Genomic DNA, 17,732 nt, shown 5'->3' with positions numbered 1-17,732 from the left:
TAACAAAAGTTTGTTTGCTTTAAACCATTCTTTTAATTAATTCTAATAAAACACTTTGGCCAACTAGGTTCAAGTGTTTTTAACTTGAAATTTCGCATTAATTTCATACTGAAAATAATAAATTCATAAAGAGGTACTATGAAACTTTTATCCATACCAATTATCATCTATTGCTTTTTACAGCTAGCGATTTTAAATATTGCTAATGCCAGTTCTGAGACAAAAAAAGCAAAAACATTAACTCAACTAAATAACAATATTTTAAAGATCATGGAAAAAAGTACACTTCCTTCTTTAGCTTACGCATTAGTCAATAAAAATGGTATTGAAGAAATTAAAGTACTCGGATTTTCTGATTTAGAGTCGCAGAAAATAGCTGATAAAAATACCTTATACCGAATAGGCTCAGTATCTAAAATGTTTACATCTATTGCGATATTAAAATTGATAGAACAAGGCAGATTACATCTTGATGATGAAGTAAAAGCGTTAGTCCCAGAAGTCAAATTTTATAACCCTTGGCATGATACTCATCCTATTAGAGTGGTTCATTTACTTGAACATACAACTGGTTGGGATGAAATCGCTTTAACTGAATATGCAAAGCAAAATAACCCTGAACAAACTTTAATTGACAGTTTAAGTTATTATCCTGAATCTAGAACATCTCGCTGGCCAGCAGGAACACGATCATCTTATTCAAATTCAGGCTCAGCTGTGGCAGCTTACATAATTGAAAAAATTACAGAACAAAACTTTGAATCTTATATCCAAGAAACAATTTTTACTCCGCTTAAAATGCACAACACAACTTATTTATATAATGAACAGGTTAAGCAGTTTGGTGCAACCTCTTATGTAAACCAAAAAGCTCAAACTTATAAACATCTTATATACCGTCCAGTAGGTGCAATAAATTCAACTATTGGGGATATGGCTAAGTTTACAAAAATGCTACTCAATAGTGGCAAGCCAATTTTAACAGCTGAATCTATCAAGCGTATGCGAAACAGTGAATCAACTAATTCAAATGAAATTGAAAATGCTTATGGCCTCAACAATATCCCTACTTTATTAAATAATTTTTTATATCACGGACATGATGGGGGTATTAATGGTGCTTTAGCAGATCTGAGATACTTACCTAGTGACAACTCTGGATTTGTAATTTTAACTAATAGTTCAAATCCAAGTAAACTAAAACAAATTAGAGAGCAGATTGTCTCATTTCAAACTCAAGGGTTAAATAAACCTGAAGTATTTTCAGAAACCATATCAAATAAAATATCCAAACAACTGCGCGGTTACTATTACACAGTAAACCCTAGATTTGAATTAGCGCATTTTTTCAATAGATTAGTTGCTGTATATAAAGTAACTACTACCGAGGAAGCATTATTATTTGGTGGTTTAATATTTAATGCTAAACCTAAAAAGTTTTTACCGGCCTCTAAAACTTCATTTAAATCTGTCGATAATGGTCTAGTAACTTTAGCCGTTGCAGAAGATCCTATTGATGGCAAAGTTATCCATTATGGAGATAAAGTACTTAAACGTACCAATGCCTTTGCTGTTTATTTTCAGCTTATAACAGCAAGTCTTTGGATAATAATCGTCATTTCATTCATTGTTGTTTTATTAATAAATGGTATTAATAAACTTAGAGGGAAAAAGCTAAAAATTGACCACAAACAATTAAGGAAATATCCATTATTAGCCTCTTTTTCTGCTTTATTGATGATCACATGTGTATTTTTAGGAATGCAAAACCCCTATTTAAACTTTGGCAATAAGACTGTTTTTTCATTAATGCTAATGTTAAGTACTGTTTTTTATGCCATTTTCTCATTAATAGCCATTTACAATACTGTTAAAACACCTATTAAGAAAATAAATAAGCTAGCTTATAGTTATCATGCTACTTGTTCTGTTATTCATTTGCTTGCGTTTAGCTATCTACTGTATTTTGGCATTATAGGTGTGAGAGTATGGGCTTAAATTCAGGCGAAGCAGCTTGAGTTGATAAAAAAGCAGGATGTAAATCCTGCTTTTGAGTACAATTAACAAGTCTAAGAGCGAAACTTAAAGCGATCTACCAAGTGTTTCATTTGATCAGAAAGCTCATTCATCCTAGACGCTTTTTCTGATGTTTGATTCGTAACTTCTAATATTTCAGATGATGATGAGCTAATAGCGACAACATCTTTTGAAATTTCAATTGTTGTTGCTGACTGCTCCTCACAAGCCGCATCAATTTTAGCATTGAGTCATATCTAAAGTTGCAGTTAATATCTCATTGGCGGCATTTGCAACAGAGCTCGATACGCTATTTATATCCCGAATTAACTCATTAAAGAGTTTGCCATAGTATTCATAGCTTGAGCTAACTCTCCTATTTCATCACCACTATTATCTTCGATAGGTTGGATCGTTAAATCACCTTCAATGACCCTATTTGCAACACTTAGTACGTTATGTAATCGTTTATTAATACTACTTGTTAAGTAAAATTAAATACCACCAACAGTAAAAATGGCAATAATTGAAATGATAATTTATGTAGATAACTGGTTATTCTATGAAACTAATGTACCATCAATCGCCACAATAGCATCAGACTTCTCCTCTTCAGCTGAACGTTCTAAAATGTCTTCAACCTTAGCGAATAGTTGATGTTCCATTTCGTCCGCTGATTTTAAAGTAGACGCTCTACCTGTTGGATCGAATTTTTCAAAAATAAGCTCCGCAGTAGTTTTTCTCTCATTGTATAGATTATATATTTTTTGAAGGTTAACTAATTCTTGAGGCTTTTGCTCTAGCGGGTTTAGTTGCTCAAAATAACTTTTAAACGAGTCACTACCTTTGTAAAAATCAGCTTTTTTACTTAAATCTCCTGCAGTAAAACTCGTAACCGATGCTAACATGTCACCTGCTTCATCTATTTTTCCAGTTAAATATTCTAATAAGTTAGATTGCATATCTCCAACTTCATCTAATACTTGTAGATATAAGATCACACTTGGAATATCATCACTTTGAACTTCAAAAACGACTTTTTGAATATTACTACTCTTAATCTAAATAGTTAAAGATACGATTAACATCAAAAAAATCACGATACCAAAACCAGCATAAATTCTTTGAGAAAGGGTCATTTTCATAATGGAGTGCTCTATCAGAGTAAGTTTTTACTGTAGTATATTTAGCTCGATTTGCTAGTTTTAGAATATCAGAACTTACACAAAAAAATGTTTAAAAATAAGTGATTTATGTACTGAAGATTTTTCGACACTAAAAAAGTAAACGATGCTTTTCAAGGGATAAAACACCGTTTACATTTGGGTTACATACTTCAAATACATAATACCCTTAGATTGGATTTAAAAGATTGCTGTAATATTGTTATTTATTGATTTTTATTTATTTCGATTATTTTATAAACATCTAAATTAAATTAATATTTTGATTACAAATTAAAATCACTAAATACGCATGCAAAGTTAATGTTTTGTTAACTCAACATATTGTTAGTGATTGAGTAATAACACTTATATGAAAGCTAAATTATTTTGAATTTTCAACTTTAGAAAACCTTTTAAAGGTTTTACCTTCACGTTCAATCGTTTCATCAAACATCGCTAATGGACGCACCCAAATACCTCTTTCACCATATTCAGGTTGATATACAACTAATAGCTCATCTGTTTCACTATGTTTTGCTATATGTAAAACTTGATAAAAATTACCTTTAAAATGCTGGTATCGACCTGATTCAATCATTGTTTTTCCTAAAGTAATATTTTATTTTAAATTCCTAAGTAAAAAGAGAGGTAAACCTCTCTCATTTTATGCCGTTTTGACCAGTAAATTTATCTAATAAACCACCTAGTTTTTCTTTGGCTTTGTCTTCTAGCTTCTCTTTAGCTTGGTCTTTTAAGATTTTTGTTTGTTGTTTTTTTGCTTGTTTCCAGATAGATGATAATGCTTGCTTAGCTAATTCAGCACCTAATTGACTTGCAGGCATGCCATTTTGACCACCAATATTTGTTAAATTAATATCTGTCAAAACAGCTTGATGCGCTTTATTACCCAGCTTTGATAAATCAACAGTTAGTGCCACACCAGCTAATACAAATTTATTTATACGTATAATCGGCTCTTTTACACTCGTTGAAGTGCTTTCTTGCTCAGGTTCAGACTGAGTATTACTTGGGGTATTTTTCTTTATGGTATCAAGTAGCTCTTTAATATTAGCGTCACCATTTTGAGTAAACTCAACAACAGCTTGCGGTTTGTCTATGACTATTTTATCGATAATAATAAGATCGGTAGTCAAGCTATCAAGATTAATATCTAAAGTGACTTCATCTAATGAAAACACTGAAGGTGCAGTATACTTTGATGGGTTAGCCAAAACTAAACCTTTAATTGTGCCAGCGCCTTCTAACAGTTTCATATCAACTGTATTAACAGTGACAGGCTGCTCTATCACTTTTGTACCAACTTGCTCAATTTGTTGTTTAATCAAATCATTAAGTGCACCACCAGTTAAAAACCAAAATGCACCTAATATTACCAATATTAAAGCAGCTAGAATAATTGCTATTTTTTTCATTTCAATATATGTCCTTTATAAATTTAGATGAATTATATAGAAATTTAAAAAAACACAAAGTAATTAATGTACTAGAGAGCTTTAAATATGTTTGATTAAATAACCATGTTATTGCAAATTTAAAAAATACAATACTGCCTATTAATACCAAAGCAACATAAAGTAATAAATGAATACCTGCTTGGCGATGTTTTTTAGCGTGTTCGCAAACTGTTTGATTAGTGATATTTTTAAGTAGTTTTAATCCGTTAGGAGAAACAAAAACCATAGGAATTTTAAAATATTTAGGTGAACCTAGTTGTTGCCATACTTCAGGCTCTAAATTTTTAACTGATTGATAGTAATAATATTCAGAAAATGCTGAGCGCAACTCAGCAAATGAATATCACTCATGAACTCAATGAAACTTTAGAGCAGCTACATCACGTATCAGAAAATTACCGTACATTAGTAGAAAGCGATAAAGTCAGTAACGCTGTGGCTAATACAAATAAAGATCTCCATTTAATGGTAGAAAAGCTCACTGGTAACCTTGAACATCAAGAGTTCGAACTATTTGATTAATTAAATCGAGTTCATATTAATTATTAGTAATTTACTGAATTTAAATACTTCTATACCATTGCAACATAAAATGACTTCCTAGAGAAATAGTATGAAAACAGCATTTATTACAGGTGGTGCAACAGGTATTGGTGCAGCTACAGTAAAAAAATTCGTTAACCAAGGTTATAAAGTTGGTTTTATTGATACTAATCCACAAGCTGCTGATTCATTAGCTATAGATTTAAAAGAAAATATATATTTTTATAAAGGTGATGTACGTAAAGTATCAGATCAAATTGCTGCTATTGAAGGTACTATTGCAAAATTTGGCGAAATAGACGCTGTATTTGCCAATGCCGGTATTCACCAATCTAATTCTATTCTTACTGCCACTGATGAAGAGATTGATACCATTATAGATATCAATATTAAGGGGATTGTTATCACAGTAAGAGAAACTGCTAAAAAGATGAAAGATTCAGGTGGTGGTAGCATAGTGATAATGGCTTCAGATCAAGCATTAATAGGCAAACCTAATAGCTTTAGCTATGGTTTGACAAAAGGTGCACTAGGCCAAATCACAAAAAGTTTAGCACTTGATTTATCAACACATCAAATACGTGTAAACGCAGTTTGTCCAGCAACAATCAAAACCCCTTTAGCAAATAAAGCAATGCAACGTTGGGCTGATGCCGACTTAGATGGCAATTTAGAAAAAGCATGGGAGCTTGAAGCACAGGCCCACCCAATCGGCCGTGTTGGTTTAGGTGAAGATGTTGCTAATTTGGTTTATTTTTTATCATCTGATGAAGCAAGCTTTATTACTGGTAGCTTGCACAGTGTAGATGGTGGTTTAACTGCAGGTTAGCACTCTATGTGCCAATAATTAAGCAGATAAAAGTACCTTAGGATACTTTTATCTGCTCAGACTAATAATGTCACAATTTCCCCTTAGCCAAAAAATCTAAAACATAACAGTTTAACAAACTCAAAAAACACCCATTAATTCACGTTAAATCCCCCTAAAATAGCTTTAGATTCAATAAAATTTATTTTCCTCTAAATTACACCACCTTGATATTTTTAGCTAAAACCTATAATATTATTATTGATTGAACGTTCAATTAAAATAAAAAGAGAAGTTAGTGCCTAAAGTTGGAATGCAACCTCTGCGAAAACAGCAGTTAATTAATGCAACATTAGAGTCTGTTGCGCAATACGGATTACAAAAAACGACCATAGTCACTATAAGTAAAATAGCGGGATTATCCTCTGGCATTATTAGTCACTATTTTGGTGGTAAGCAGGGATTAATTGAGGCTACTGTTAAATATCTTTTAGAGCAGTTAAAAGTCGCTTTATTAGAACGTGTTACAGATCATACTCTCAGTGCCCCTCAACGATTAAAAATGATAGTTGAAGCAAACTTCACGCAACTACAACGCTCTACACCTGCCACAAAAACCTGGCTTAGCTTTTGGGCGCAATCAATGCACGAACCAGGCCTTGCAAGGTTACAAAATATTAATAGCAAACGCTTATACAGCAATTTACTTTTCTCTTATCGTCAAATATTTGATGAAGACTTAGCACAAATCACATCGAAACAAACAGCTGCGATGATAGATGGTTTTTGGTTGCGAAGTGCATTAAGCCCAAATTCTGAAGAAGCGTTCAAACAAGCACAACAATTGTGTAAAAACTTTATAGATGACTTAATCAAGCAACACGGAGATAAAACATGCCATTAAAATGTTATAAAAACTATGTAGATGGTGGTTATATTTCAAATTCCAGCGGTGAAACATTTGATGTAATTAACCCCGCGACAGGCAAAGTTATTTACCAAGTTGAAGTTGCAGATGAACATATAAAACAAAAAACCATAAAAAGTGCAAAAAATGGTTTTGCACTTTGGTCGGCTATGAGTCCAACAGAGCGTAGCCGAATATTAAACAAAGCCGTAACTTTATTACGAGAACGCAATGATGAAATGGCAAAAATTGAAGTATTAGATACAGGTAAACCAATTCAAGAAGCTGCTGTAGTAGATGTGCATTCTGGAGCTGATTCAATTGAGTTTTTTGCAGGACTTGCTCCCGGTATTGAAGGCAATCAGCAAGCTGTTGATGGCGATTTTTATTATACTCGCCGCGAACCTTTAGGTATTTGTGCAGGCATAGGTGCTTGGAATTACCCATTGCAAATAGCGTGTTGGAAATCAGCTCCAGCGCTTGCTTGCGGTAATGTAATGATTTTTAAACCATCAGAAGAAACCCCCTTAGGCGCATTAAAACTAGCTGAAATCTTCACCGAAGCAGGTATTCCCGATGGCGTATTTAATGTTATTCAAGGTGCGGGTGATATTGGAGCTTGGCTAACACATCACCCTGATATTTCAAAAGTCTCTTTTACAGGTGAAGTCGGTACAGGTAAAAAAGTAATGGCGGCAGCTGCCACATCACTTAAAGATGTGACTATGGAACTTGGTGGAAAATCTCCTCTGATTATTTTTGATGATGCTGATATAGATAATGCGGTGTCTGCGGCCATGATAGGCAACTTTTATACGCAAGGTGAGATTTGCACTAATGTGACCCGCGTATTTGTACAAAAATCGGTTTACCCTAAATTTATAGAAAAACTGATTGAAAGAACAAGCCAAAATATTGTTGTTGGCGACCCATTGGATCCAGAAACAAACTTTGGCGCTCTTATTTCTGCTAAGCATCGTGATTTAGTACAAAGCTATATCGATATAGGTATAAAAGAAGGCGCTAAATTACTTCATGGCGGTAAGGCACTCAAACCTAAAAACGCACCAGATGGCTATTTTATTACGCCAACTATTTTTGGTGACTGCACTGATGACATGACAATCTGCCGCGAAGAAATTTTTGGCCCTGTTATGAGTGTTTTAACATTTGATGATGAAGATGAAGTTATAAAACGCGCCAATGCAACTGATTTTGGACTGGCGGCCTCGGTATTTACCCAAGATATTAATCGTGCCCATAGAGTGACCCATCAAATGCAAGCCGGCATTTGTTGGATAAACAGCTATGGCGCCTCTCCTGCTCAAATGCCAGTTGGCGGATACAAACAATCAGGTATTGGTCGTGAAAATGGCCTTGCGACACTTAACCACTATACTCAAATTAAAGCTGTGTATGTTGGTTTACAGCCTTTAGAAAGTCCATTTTAGATAAAATAGATTTTCATCTATAAATTTAAATCATTAACCATTTAATTGAGATCAAAACTACGGTTTTGATCTCTGAAGTAGTAAATACGAGTTTTACATGACAAAACAAAATTTTGATTTCATTATTGTTGGCGCAGGATCTGCTGGCTGTGTTTTAGCAAATCGCCTATCAGAAGACAGTAATAATCAAGTATTGCTACTTGAAACCGGCGGCACTGATAAAAGCATTTTTATTCAAATGCCAACAGCATTATCTATTCCTATGAATACCAAGAAATATGCTTGGCAATTTGAAACTCAACCTGAGCCATACCTAGATAATCGCCGTATGCACTGCCCTCGCGGTAAAGTCTTAGGCGGTTCGTCTTCTATTAATGGCATGGTTTATGTTCGTGGGCACGCTAAAGATTTTGATGAATGGCATGAAAATGGTGCGACAAATTGGGATTACGCACATTGTTTACCTTATTTCAAAAAAGCTGAAACCTGGGCATTTGATGCTGACGAATATCGCGGTAAAAATGGCCCCTTAGGGGTTAATAACGGTAATCAAATGCAAAACCCGCTTTATAAAGCATTTATTGACGCAGGTGTGCAAGCCGGATATTTAGAAACTAACGATTATAATGGCGCCCAGCAAGAAGGCTTTGGCCCTATGCATATGACCATCAAAAATGGCGTGCGCAGCTCTACCTCTAATGCCTATTTACGCCCAGCTATGGCGCGTAAAAACCTCACAGTGATCACCCATGCTTTAGTACATAAAGTATTGCTTGAAGGCAAAAAAACAGTGGGTGTACGTTATGAACGAAAAGGCAAAATAGTTGACGTAAAAGTTAATAAAGAAGTTATTCTATCAGCAGGCCCTATTGGTTCTCCCCATATTTTACAGCTTTCTGGCATAGGACCAAAAGCAGTATTAAAAGATGCTGGCATTGAGTTAAAACATGACTTACCTGGTGTGGGTGAAAACCTACAAGATCACTTAGAGTTTTATTTTCAATTTAAGTGTAAAAAGCCAATATCACTTAATGGTGAGCTAGATCTATGGCGTAAATTCCTAATAGGTACACGTTGGATATTGACTAAAAAAGGCTTAGGTTCAACCAATCATTTTGAATCATGTGGTTTTATTCGCTCAAAAGAAAACGTTGAATGGCCAGATTTACAATATCATTTTTTACCAGCAGCAATGCGATATGATGGTAAAGAAGCCTTTGCAGGGCATGGTTTTCAAGTACATATTGGTCATAATAAACCAAAAAGTCGTGGTTTTATAAAAGCAACGTTTGCCGATCCTAAAGCGCCCCCTCAAATTCAGTTTAATTATCTAGAGCATGAAGCAGATCGCGAAGGGTTTCGTGCCTGTGTACGTTTAACCCGAGAAATAATCCATCAAGCGGCATTAGATGAATATCGCGGTGAAGAAATTCAACCTGGTATTGATATTCAAACCGATGAAGAAATTGATTCGTTTGTTCGCCAATTTGTAGAAAGCGCCTATCACCCATCATGTTCATGCAAAATGGGCACAGATGAGTTATCCGTTGTTGATCCACACACAAAAGTGCATGGCATTAATGGACTTAGAGTGGTCGATTCTTCCATTTTTACCACAATTCCAAACGGTAACCTTAATGCACCTACAATTATGGTTGCAGAGCGTGCGGCTGATTTTATTCTTGGCCGAGATACATTACCACCATCTGATGCACCGGTGAGTATCACACCCAATTGGCAGCAAGAACAACGTACAAATAAACCAAATAGAAAAATAGACTAAATTCATTCGCGAGCATTTTTAATTCGTTAATTTTCGCAATCATGACGCTTATATCCACTGTCATCATTGCGAAAGTTAATATTTAGGTGAGAATCTGAAAATTTAAAATGCTCTTATTATAAAAAAGAAACAGGAGTATTACGTGTTTATATCTACTAAAATCAAAATAAGGAGACTGCTATGACCCCTTGGTTATCTGCCGGTATCTTATTTACCTTTACTGCCATCGCTTTTATATTATATCGCTGGGGAAATATCCGCTGTGTTGGTGTCACACCCGTTAAAACATTTACCTTTATTGCAATTTTATTTACTTCAGGACTTGATGTGGGACTTATTATGTTTCCGCTCACTGAGTTTGCAGGTTATGCCGACTTAGCCGCTAGCCCTGAATATGCCTTTACAAATCCACTAGCAATTGAATTTGGCTTTTGGGCATTCTTGATTTGGGGTTTTTACTTTTTAACCTGTTTCTATTTTTGTGTAATTGAGCCTCGGGTAAAGTTCTTTGAAATTCCAGCAGTAAAACTAATCAATAACGTGGTTATTGTTGGTACCTGTGCTTTTACAGCCTACTTATTGCTATCAAACCTTCCTTGGTATGTACCTCAACTTGGCGATGGCGAATCAATTATTGGCAGTTTCTACTTAATCGTATTTTTGGTCATTGCTGTTGCTGTGTATTCTAGTACCAGCATTCGTTATGTACGCTTATTAAGCTTGCTAACGACCTGGATGTTTATTGGTTTAATTTTATTAATGTGGGCAGGTGCTTTTCTTTCAGAAGGTTCAGGCATTGGCGAGTTTGCAACCACAGTTGCATTGCTTGGCGGCTACTTTGGCAATATTCATGAATTTGTATTACCTATGAATGCATACCATGAATTCTACCTTTATTGGTGGTTTGCTTGGAGCATCATGATAGGTCAATTTACTGCGCGTTTTGTTGGTGGCTTACGTACATACCAAGTATTGTTGGCTATGTTGATATTCCCATCAATTCCAATCGGGATCTGGTTTACTGTGTTGTATTACTACAGCGCAAATGGTCTAGAAACAGCTGGATTTTACAATATAACAATGGCAATTGTAGGCATTACCTTTGTAATTAACTCACTTGATTCATTGATCCGATTATATACAGATAACCTTAATTTAACTGTGTCACGGATGGGTAAAGTTAAGTACTTTTTAGGCAACTTAGTTGCACTTAGCTTACTCACTTTATTATTCAAATTGGACTTTTTACAGATCCAATGGGTCGGCGCAGTCGTTATTGGGCTATTCTTTACTTGTTTTGGTTATATTTTATTTTCCAAATTCAATGTTGTTAGTGAGATAGAGTGCTCACCAAAAGAGAATAAAATCGACTTTAATAAAATTGAACTAGTAAATTAATATGAGCATAAAACTAATGAATAAAAATATCATCGCTATTGCAGCAACTAGCTTACTTGCAGTGTCTGCAAGTTCACACGCTGCGCTATCTTCTACTGTGAATTTAGCATCTGACTACACCTTTAATGGTGTCAGTCAAACAATGAACGATCCAACTCTGCAAGCAAGCTTTGATTATGCTGCTGACAACGGATTTTATGCGGGTACTTGGGCATCTAATGTTGATTTTGGTGGTACTGATGATACCAATATTGAATGGGATGCTTATGTAGGTAAGTTTTATCAGCTAAATGATAAAGTTGGTTTAGACACCGGTATTGCCTACTACACTTACCACGGTGATGATGCATCTGACACTTATAACTACCCAGAAGCTTACGCTAAATTTGCATATAACTCTTCGATGGGCGATACCGAATTTAACTTCTGGTATAGCTGGGATTACTTTGGTGTAGGCGCAGACCATTACATTGCTATGGTAGCCCACACAGTAGAAGTTGCAGATGGCCACAACATCAAACTTACTTTTGACCGTTCAACTTCAGCAGATGAAGATAAGTGGTCTTGGGATGGCGGTGATGCTTATAATCACTACCGTGCTGAATATATGACAAGTTGGCAAGGTTTTGATTTCAATTTAGCGGCTGAAAATACAAGTATCGATTCAGATACTACTGATGAACGTATCGTCCTAGGCGTATCACGTACTTTTAGCTTCTAGTAACATTTTATATGCCTTTATTAGGTATTTAAAAATATAAAAAACCGACTCTGTTCGGTTTTTTATATTTTTCCTCAAAGGTAATACACCGTTGAGTTTCTTTCGTTTACATTAACGATAAACTAAGTAACTTTTTAGTTGTTAAACATAGGTAAGATGTAAGTGCACTTTTATAGTCGCATACATAAAAATTACAGCTAAAATTGAAATAACATTTAAGATAATTAAGAGTACCTTAATGACTAAGATACACAAACCAAACAGTTCTACTATGTTCAAAAGAGCCATTGACAATATGCCACTAGGCGTTGCTGATAGTTACCGTTACTGGGGTGAGGAAAACACCGTATTTTTAAAAAGTATGAAAGGATGTACTATCACAGATTGTGATGATCAAATGTTTACAGATTTCCGTTTAGCGTATGGCCCTATTATTCTTGGTTATCGTGATTCGCGTATTGATAGTGAAGTGATCAATGCAATTACAAATGTCGGTACTATTTCTGGTTTTTCTACGGGTTTAGATTCTGATGTTGTGGAATTAATAAAGTCACTTTGTCCTAATATTGAAAAAATGCGTTTTTCAAACTCTGGCACTGAAGCTGTAATTGGTGCAGTACGTACAGCACGTGGTTTTACAAAGCGTAATAAAATTGTTGTAGTGGAAGGCGGATTTCATGGTCTGCACGATGAAGTAATGTGGAAATCAGATGTTGATAATTGGGATGTTAATACCCAGGAAGTACCTGAAATCATTCCTTTTGGCGGTGGTATTCCACACAATACCCGTGAGCACCAAGTAAGCGTACCACTAAACGATTTTGATGCGATTGATGCTGTTTTTGCACAGCATGGCGATGATATTGCAGCTATTTTAATTGAACCTATCATGGGTAACTGTGGCTCAATTGCTTCAACACAAGAGTATATGCAAAAACTGCGTGATATCTCTGATGCAAATGGTTCATTACTTATTATGGATGAAGTGAAAACCGGTTTCCGTGTTGCTAAAGGTGGCGCACAATCTTTATACGGTATTCATGCTGACTTAACAACCTACGCTAAAGCAATAGGTAATGGTTACCCAGTTGCATGTTTTGGTGGTCGCGCCGATGTCATGGACACGATTTCATTCGATAAAGATGGCGTAACACATGGCGGCACGTACACTGCAAATATGGTGGCATTAACTGCAGCAAAGGCGACATTAACAGTACTTAAAGAAACAGATGCACTTGAAACAGTGAACCGTGCAGGTAAAGCAATTCAAGCATTACTATCTCGCGTATTTACTAAGTTTGGCATTGAGCATTGTTTTGCAGGCCCTGATTCTATGTTTGGTGTACATTTTGGTAACTCAGTACCGCAAAACTACCGTGACTGGAAACAAACTAATAGTGATCTATACACGCAGTTTGCACTTAACTTAATTGATAATGGTGTAATGTTAGAACCAGATTCACGTGAACCTTGGTTTATCTGTGAAGCACATCAAAACACTGATCTTACATGGCTAGAAGCCGTTGCTGAAAAATCGATGGAAGCAGCTATAAACGCAAAATAAATTTAAAGCCTCTTTAATTGCTAGATTAAAGGGGCTTATAGAAACTGATTAAAAATGATAATACGCTTGTAATGAAAATATATCCATATCAGCATCAAGATCAATAAGTGAATTTTTAAACACTAAAGTCCAATTATTAAGCTTATATTTAGTACCAAAAGCATAATATATGCTCGAATCTCTACCATCTTGCAACGTTTCTGTATCAGTTCCTGAGTATGATACATTTTTACTTTCATCTATCCCTAAATCCACTGACATACAGCCTAACTCACCAAATACACAAAAGTTTTCTAGGACTAGATAACTGCCAATAATGCTTAAACTGGCACCATTGCCTTTCATTCCTAAATCTGTGTGAACACCCAGAGTAAGCAGAGAAGTTTCTGCACTAAAGTATTTTGAAAATACATAGCCCCTATCAAAGAAAAACCATTTTCTCGACTTGATTGACCTATTTCCTCAGCTGAATTTTTGCAATAACAAGAAATTCATCAACAAGTAAAATTAAGCGAACAAAGGTTGAATCTAGCATTGTGGGGAAGTGGTGATATTTTATGGGATTGGGCTCTTAAAGTTGGCGCTATTAAACGGGAAAACCTATCAAAAAAAAAGTCGCTTACCAATTTATATAAATGGCAATACCATCGACTCAGTAAAAAAATATGTCCATCCCGATGATTTTGAATTACTTGTAGCAAGGTTTAATAAGCATTTAGCAGGTAAAACAGAGTTTTTTTGAAGCAAGTTATCATGTGCTAAACAAGGTGTCGGATTTAAGATTGAAATTAAAAATATAGTCCAAAAATAGGCTATTTAACGAAACATTATTAAAGTGCCCTGCCCTGTTTAAGATAAAAACGATATAATCCTTATAATTATATCGCGTAAAATAGGCCAACCATGAATACCAAAATATATAAAAAAGTATTATCACTTACTGACAGCTTATTAGCGGCTGCAGAGCAAAAAAACCAAAAAAGATTTGATGGCTTTTATTTAGAATTAAAACAATTATGTGAACAAAATGACAATACAGATAAAGACCACCCAGTACAATGGGAGACACTAGCTGATTTTACTGATGATTTAGCCTTAGCCGTTACGATTTATGAGCAAGCATTAGTTAAAGCAGAAGAAATTAACTCTAAAGATTTCCGTTCTTCTATTGGGTATTCAATTGGCGCTTTAAAAGTTGAATTAGGCGATAAATCAGGTGCAATTGAACATTTAGAAAAAGCGAAAATTAGTTGTAATAAAATTGCAGATAAAGAGTTAAAATCTGAAATTCATGATTTATTAGAAGAGCTTAAAAGCGCATAAATGGTGCCTTCATATTAATGAGTAATCATATTTACTCATTAATATTATAAAGTGCGATTTCCCGGTAAAGAATTCATATGCCATACCTATAAATGTGTATAAAGCCAAGCTTTTTGTGACTCTCCATGGTTTGTTTTAACATCATAATGTTTATTCTCAGATTTTAATTCACTCATTAGTTTATTTGCTAATTTATTTGCGTCAGCTTCAAGTTGCTCACAGCTAGTACGAGCACCTATTGATAATAATACGTTATCAATCTCTTTAGCCGTTTCAATTGCTAATGTGCCATGACCTTTTTCATGAATACTCAAATTCGGGTACCATTTGTTCCAAACATTAATCACAGCTGTATTTGAGGAGTCTAATTTAGGCATAGTATAGGTAAGTGTTAAGTGCGTATTGACCTTAGTAAACTGACAACTGTTTTTCAATGACCGCCACCAAAACCGCCATTTTATATAATACTTTGTATTTCCGTGAAAAATATCATCTCCCTCACGAATAGGTGTTGCTGTATTCAAAGATGAAAGTAATTGTTTTTTTGATTTAGGAGTTACTGAGTAATAAATAAATTCTTCATCTATTTTTACTTTAGATGCAGCATAAGGAGAGACAATAATTAATATAAATAAAATGGTTTTCACTAACACCCTCCTAATTTTAAAACGCCTTAATACCTATATTTCAGCATTACTTTAACAAAGTACTTTGAGTGAATAAAGAGTCTACTACTGATATACGTTCGCTATCAGGTGAATATCAAAGTTTAATTTAAAACGATTTGTTATTGGCATTCAGCATGAATTAATTGATATTAGGCTTTATTTATAACTATCCAATTTGTCATTGAGTGGCTTTTTTGTCATTCTATGATGCACATAGTTCAATAAATGAGTTTTATGAACTTATCAATAATTTGATTTTGAAAACCAGCTATAAATCATTACTTTGGAAAACGTATAATGTCGAATTATAAATTAGTCATGTTTGATTTTGACGGAACTTTAGCTGATAGCTACCCGTTATTTATAAAAACGTTGAATAACGCAGCTGATAAATACAAGTTTAAGCATGTAGGAAAAAAAGAAGAAAATGATTTAAAGCATTACAGTGCTCGTGAAATAATTAAAATTTTACAAATATCTAAATGGAAAATGCCTTTTTTTATTAAATATATTAGACATAATATGACTGAAAAATTTGATCAGGTATCATTATTTGAAGGTGTTGGAAGTTTATTACAAGATTTAAAACATCAAGGGGTAAAGGTTGCAATTGTCAGTACTAGCTCTTATCAATATGTCGCTAATATACTCGGTGAAGAAAATACCGCTTTAATCGATCATTTTGAATGCAGTGCTTCACCATTTGGTAAATCTAAAAACATCAAAAAAACGTTGAAAAAATTTGCGTTCCATAAGCAAGAATGTCTACTCATAGGAGATGAGATCCGCGACATCGATGCTGCGCGAAAAGTATCCATTCCGATAGGTGTGGTTTCATGGGGCTATACGCATATTGATGCTTTAAATAATCACAAGCCAGATGAAAGTTTTTTACAATTAGAGTATGTAAAGTCAGTATTGGGGAGTTCAAGTAAAATTTGACTTGAAAAAGCTTATTCAAGTCAAAGCAGACAATTAACTTAAGCTTTTTTTACAAACTTAGCCGTCACCATCATTTCACCAACACCATCAACTTTACAATCAAGTTCATGGTCTTTCTTATCAAGTACGCGCCTAACAAGCGCTTTAGTACCAATTTTGATTATTTGAGAGCTGCCCTTTATTTTTAAATCTTTAGCAACAGTGACTTTATCGCCATCACTGAGCAAGGTGCCATTGGCATCTTTGACGATCACAGCATCTTCATCTGGCTCTTGTGGATTCCATTCATAAGTACATTCTGGGCATATCAAAAGCGATTGATCTTGATACACATATTCAGACTCACATTTAGGGCAAGCTGGTAAACTCATAATTTATTCATTAACTTAAGTAAAAACTATCGGTATTTTAGCAGTGTAGATGAGATATTTAAAAGCAATGATTTATAAATCCTCATTAGCAACTAACTTAATAATCTTCATCAAATAAACATGACTAAAATGAACAAAAACGACTACAGCTAATATAATTATGTTATTAAAAATATTGAAACATCTAAGTCGTCAATGAGAGTAACACCAAAGGATGGGTTGCTCAGTCACAACAAAGTGGCTATTAGAATTCCAGCCTTTGCTTTCAGCACTGGGTCTGCCATATTAGGGGGAAATAATACTATAAACATTTTTTGAAATAGCTTTTGCTGAAAAGTTAAAGTCTGAATTGCTAGCCCAAACAGGTTGGGCAATCGAGCCAATGGCACATAATGCTAATAAGGTTTTTTTAGATATGTCCAAAATAACTTCCATGATTTTATTGTCTAATGTATATGTCATTAAGATATAAGACAAAAAGCGCTTTATTATATGTGAAGTAAAACTTATCGAATTTAGTTTAATTTTAAAACTATTAACCCATCATTTTTGTTACATAGAGTGTATTTTTTACACCTATTTATAAAGAAAAAGCG

The 17,732-nt window shown here is 34.5% G+C and carries 20 protein-coding genes; 11 read left to right on the top strand and 9 right to left on the bottom strand.

Features of this window, described 5'->3' with window-relative positions; translation table 11 throughout:
• The first annotated feature begins 138 nt into the window (after positions 1 to 138).
• Positions 139 to 1,998: a serine hydrolase gene (locus PSA_RS08825; RefSeq protein ID WP_042151597.1), complete on the top strand. Its 1,860-nt coding sequence runs from the start codon at positions 139 to 141 to the stop codon at positions 1,996 to 1,998.
• Between the two features lie 344 nt (positions 1,999 to 2,342).
• On the opposite strand, the gene PSA_RS27140 is transcribed toward PSA_RS08825, so the two are convergent.
• The 5 genes from PSA_RS27140 to PSA_RS08805 form a co-directional block, all read right to left on the bottom strand.
• Complete coding sequence (locus tag PSA_RS27140; protein ID WP_082305802.1) at positions 2,343 to 2,492, bottom strand: HAMP domain-containing protein; 150 nt, start codon at positions 2,490 to 2,492, stop codon at positions 2,343 to 2,345.
• 84 nt (positions 2,493 to 2,576) lie between these two features.
• A complete protein-coding gene (locus PSA_RS08820) occupies positions 2,577 to 3,017 on the bottom strand; it encodes a hypothetical protein (protein ID WP_042151600.1) in 441 nt (146 codons plus the stop codon).
• A 547-nt stretch (positions 3,018 to 3,564) separates the two neighbouring features.
• Positions 3,565 to 3,780, bottom strand: a complete 216-nt coding sequence (locus tag PSA_RS08815; protein WP_042151603.1) for a DUF1653 domain-containing protein — start codon at positions 3,778 to 3,780, stop codon at positions 3,565 to 3,567.
• A 61-nt stretch (positions 3,781 to 3,841) separates the two neighbouring features.
• Complete coding sequence (locus PSA_RS08810) at positions 3,842 to 4,615, bottom strand: AsmA family protein (RefSeq protein ID WP_042151606.1); 774 nt, start codon at positions 4,613 to 4,615, stop codon at positions 3,842 to 3,844.
• 1 nt (position 4,616) lies between these two features.
• Positions 4,617 to 4,985: a hypothetical protein gene (locus PSA_RS08805; RefSeq protein WP_042151608.1), complete on the bottom strand. Its 369-nt coding sequence runs from the start codon at positions 4,983 to 4,985 to the stop codon at positions 4,617 to 4,619.
• A gap of 8 nt (positions 4,986 to 4,993) precedes the next feature.
• On the opposite strand from PSA_RS08805, the gene PSA_RS08800 reads away from it, so the two are divergent.
• From PSA_RS08800 to PSA_RS08765, 8 genes are all read left to right on the top strand, one after another.
• Complete coding sequence (locus tag PSA_RS08800; RefSeq protein ID WP_127924230.1) at positions 4,994 to 5,179, top strand: hypothetical protein; 186 nt, start codon at positions 4,994 to 4,996, stop codon at positions 5,177 to 5,179.
• Positions 5,180 to 5,270: 91 nt separating this feature from the next.
• Entirely contained in the window at positions 5,271 to 6,029 is a 759-nt protein-coding gene (locus tag PSA_RS08795) for an SDR family NAD(P)-dependent oxidoreductase (RefSeq protein WP_042151613.1), read from the top strand.
• A gap of 277 nt (positions 6,030 to 6,306) precedes the next feature.
• A complete protein-coding gene (gene betI, locus PSA_RS08790; RefSeq protein ID WP_042151616.1) occupies positions 6,307 to 6,912 on the top strand; it encodes a transcriptional regulator BetI in 606 nt (201 codons plus the stop codon).
• Complete coding sequence (gene betB / locus PSA_RS08785) at positions 6,903 to 8,366, top strand: betaine-aldehyde dehydrogenase (protein ID WP_042151618.1); 1,464 nt, start codon at positions 6,903 to 6,905, stop codon at positions 8,364 to 8,366. The genes betI and betB overlap by 10 nt, the downstream gene beginning before the upstream one ends.
• A 97-nt stretch (positions 8,367 to 8,463) precedes the next feature.
• Entirely contained in the window at positions 8,464 to 10,149 is a 1,686-nt protein-coding gene (gene betA, locus PSA_RS08780) for a choline dehydrogenase (protein WP_042151621.1), read from the top strand.
• A 180-nt stretch (positions 10,150 to 10,329) separates the two neighbouring features.
• Positions 10,330 to 11,547: a choline transporter gene (locus PSA_RS08775; protein ID WP_042151623.1), complete on the top strand. Its 1,218-nt coding sequence runs from the start codon at positions 10,330 to 10,332 to the stop codon at positions 11,545 to 11,547.
• A 16-nt stretch (positions 11,548 to 11,563) separates the two neighbouring features.
• On the top strand, positions 11,564 to 12,268 hold the full coding sequence (locus PSA_RS08770) for a TorF family putative porin (RefSeq protein ID WP_042151693.1): 705 nt from the start codon (positions 11,564 to 11,566) through the stop codon (positions 12,266 to 12,268).
• Positions 12,269 to 12,506: 238 nt separating this feature from the next.
• Entirely contained in the window at positions 12,507 to 13,832 is a 1,326-nt protein-coding gene (locus tag PSA_RS08765) for an aspartate aminotransferase family protein (protein ID WP_042151626.1), read from the top strand.
• 48 nt (positions 13,833 to 13,880) lie between these two features.
• Here PSA_RS08765 and PSA_RS08760 read toward each other — a convergent pair whose 3' ends face one another.
• Positions 13,881 to 14,282: a hypothetical protein gene (locus PSA_RS08760; RefSeq protein WP_127924231.1), complete on the bottom strand. Its 402-nt coding sequence runs from the start codon at positions 14,280 to 14,282 to the stop codon at positions 13,881 to 13,883.
• Between the two features lie 453 nt (positions 14,283 to 14,735).
• Between PSA_RS08760 and PSA_RS08750 the strand changes: the two genes are divergently transcribed.
• Entirely contained in the window at positions 14,736 to 15,155 is a 420-nt protein-coding gene (locus PSA_RS08750) for a hypothetical protein (protein ID WP_042151633.1), read from the top strand.
• Between the two features lie 86 nt (positions 15,156 to 15,241).
• On the opposite strand, the gene PSA_RS08745 is transcribed toward PSA_RS08750, so the two are convergent.
• Positions 15,242 to 15,802, bottom strand: coding sequence for a DUF922 domain-containing Zn-dependent protease (locus PSA_RS08745; RefSeq protein ID WP_042151634.1), 561 nt, complete (start codon positions 15,800 to 15,802; stop codon positions 15,242 to 15,244).
• 318 nt (positions 15,803 to 16,120) lie between these two features.
• Here PSA_RS08745 and PSA_RS08740 point away from each other — a divergent pair, with 318 nt between their 5' ends.
• Positions 16,121 to 16,765, top strand: a complete 645-nt coding sequence (locus PSA_RS08740; RefSeq protein ID WP_042151636.1) for an HAD hydrolase-like protein — start codon at positions 16,121 to 16,123, stop codon at positions 16,763 to 16,765.
• A 38-nt stretch (positions 16,766 to 16,803) separates the two neighbouring features.
• On the opposite strand, the gene PSA_RS08735 is transcribed toward PSA_RS08740, so the two are convergent.
• Complete coding sequence (locus PSA_RS08735; RefSeq protein WP_042151638.1) at positions 16,804 to 17,136, bottom strand: zinc ribbon domain-containing protein YjdM; 333 nt, start codon at positions 17,134 to 17,136, stop codon at positions 16,804 to 16,806.
• A 285-nt stretch (positions 17,137 to 17,421) separates the two neighbouring features.
• Positions 17,422 to 17,613: a hypothetical protein gene (locus PSA_RS25150; protein ID WP_127924232.1), complete on the bottom strand. Its 192-nt coding sequence runs from the start codon at positions 17,611 to 17,613 to the stop codon at positions 17,422 to 17,424.
• Positions 17,614 to 17,732: the final 119 nt, after the last annotated feature.

Origin of the sequence: Pseudoalteromonas sp. '520P1 No. 423' (assembly GCF_001269985.1) — a bacterium.
Classification (GTDB): domain Bacteria; phylum Pseudomonadota; class Gammaproteobacteria; order Enterobacterales; family Alteromonadaceae; genus Pseudoalteromonas.
Note: the sequence above shows the minus strand (reverse complement) of the source record. Positions and strands in the feature narration are given on the sequence as shown.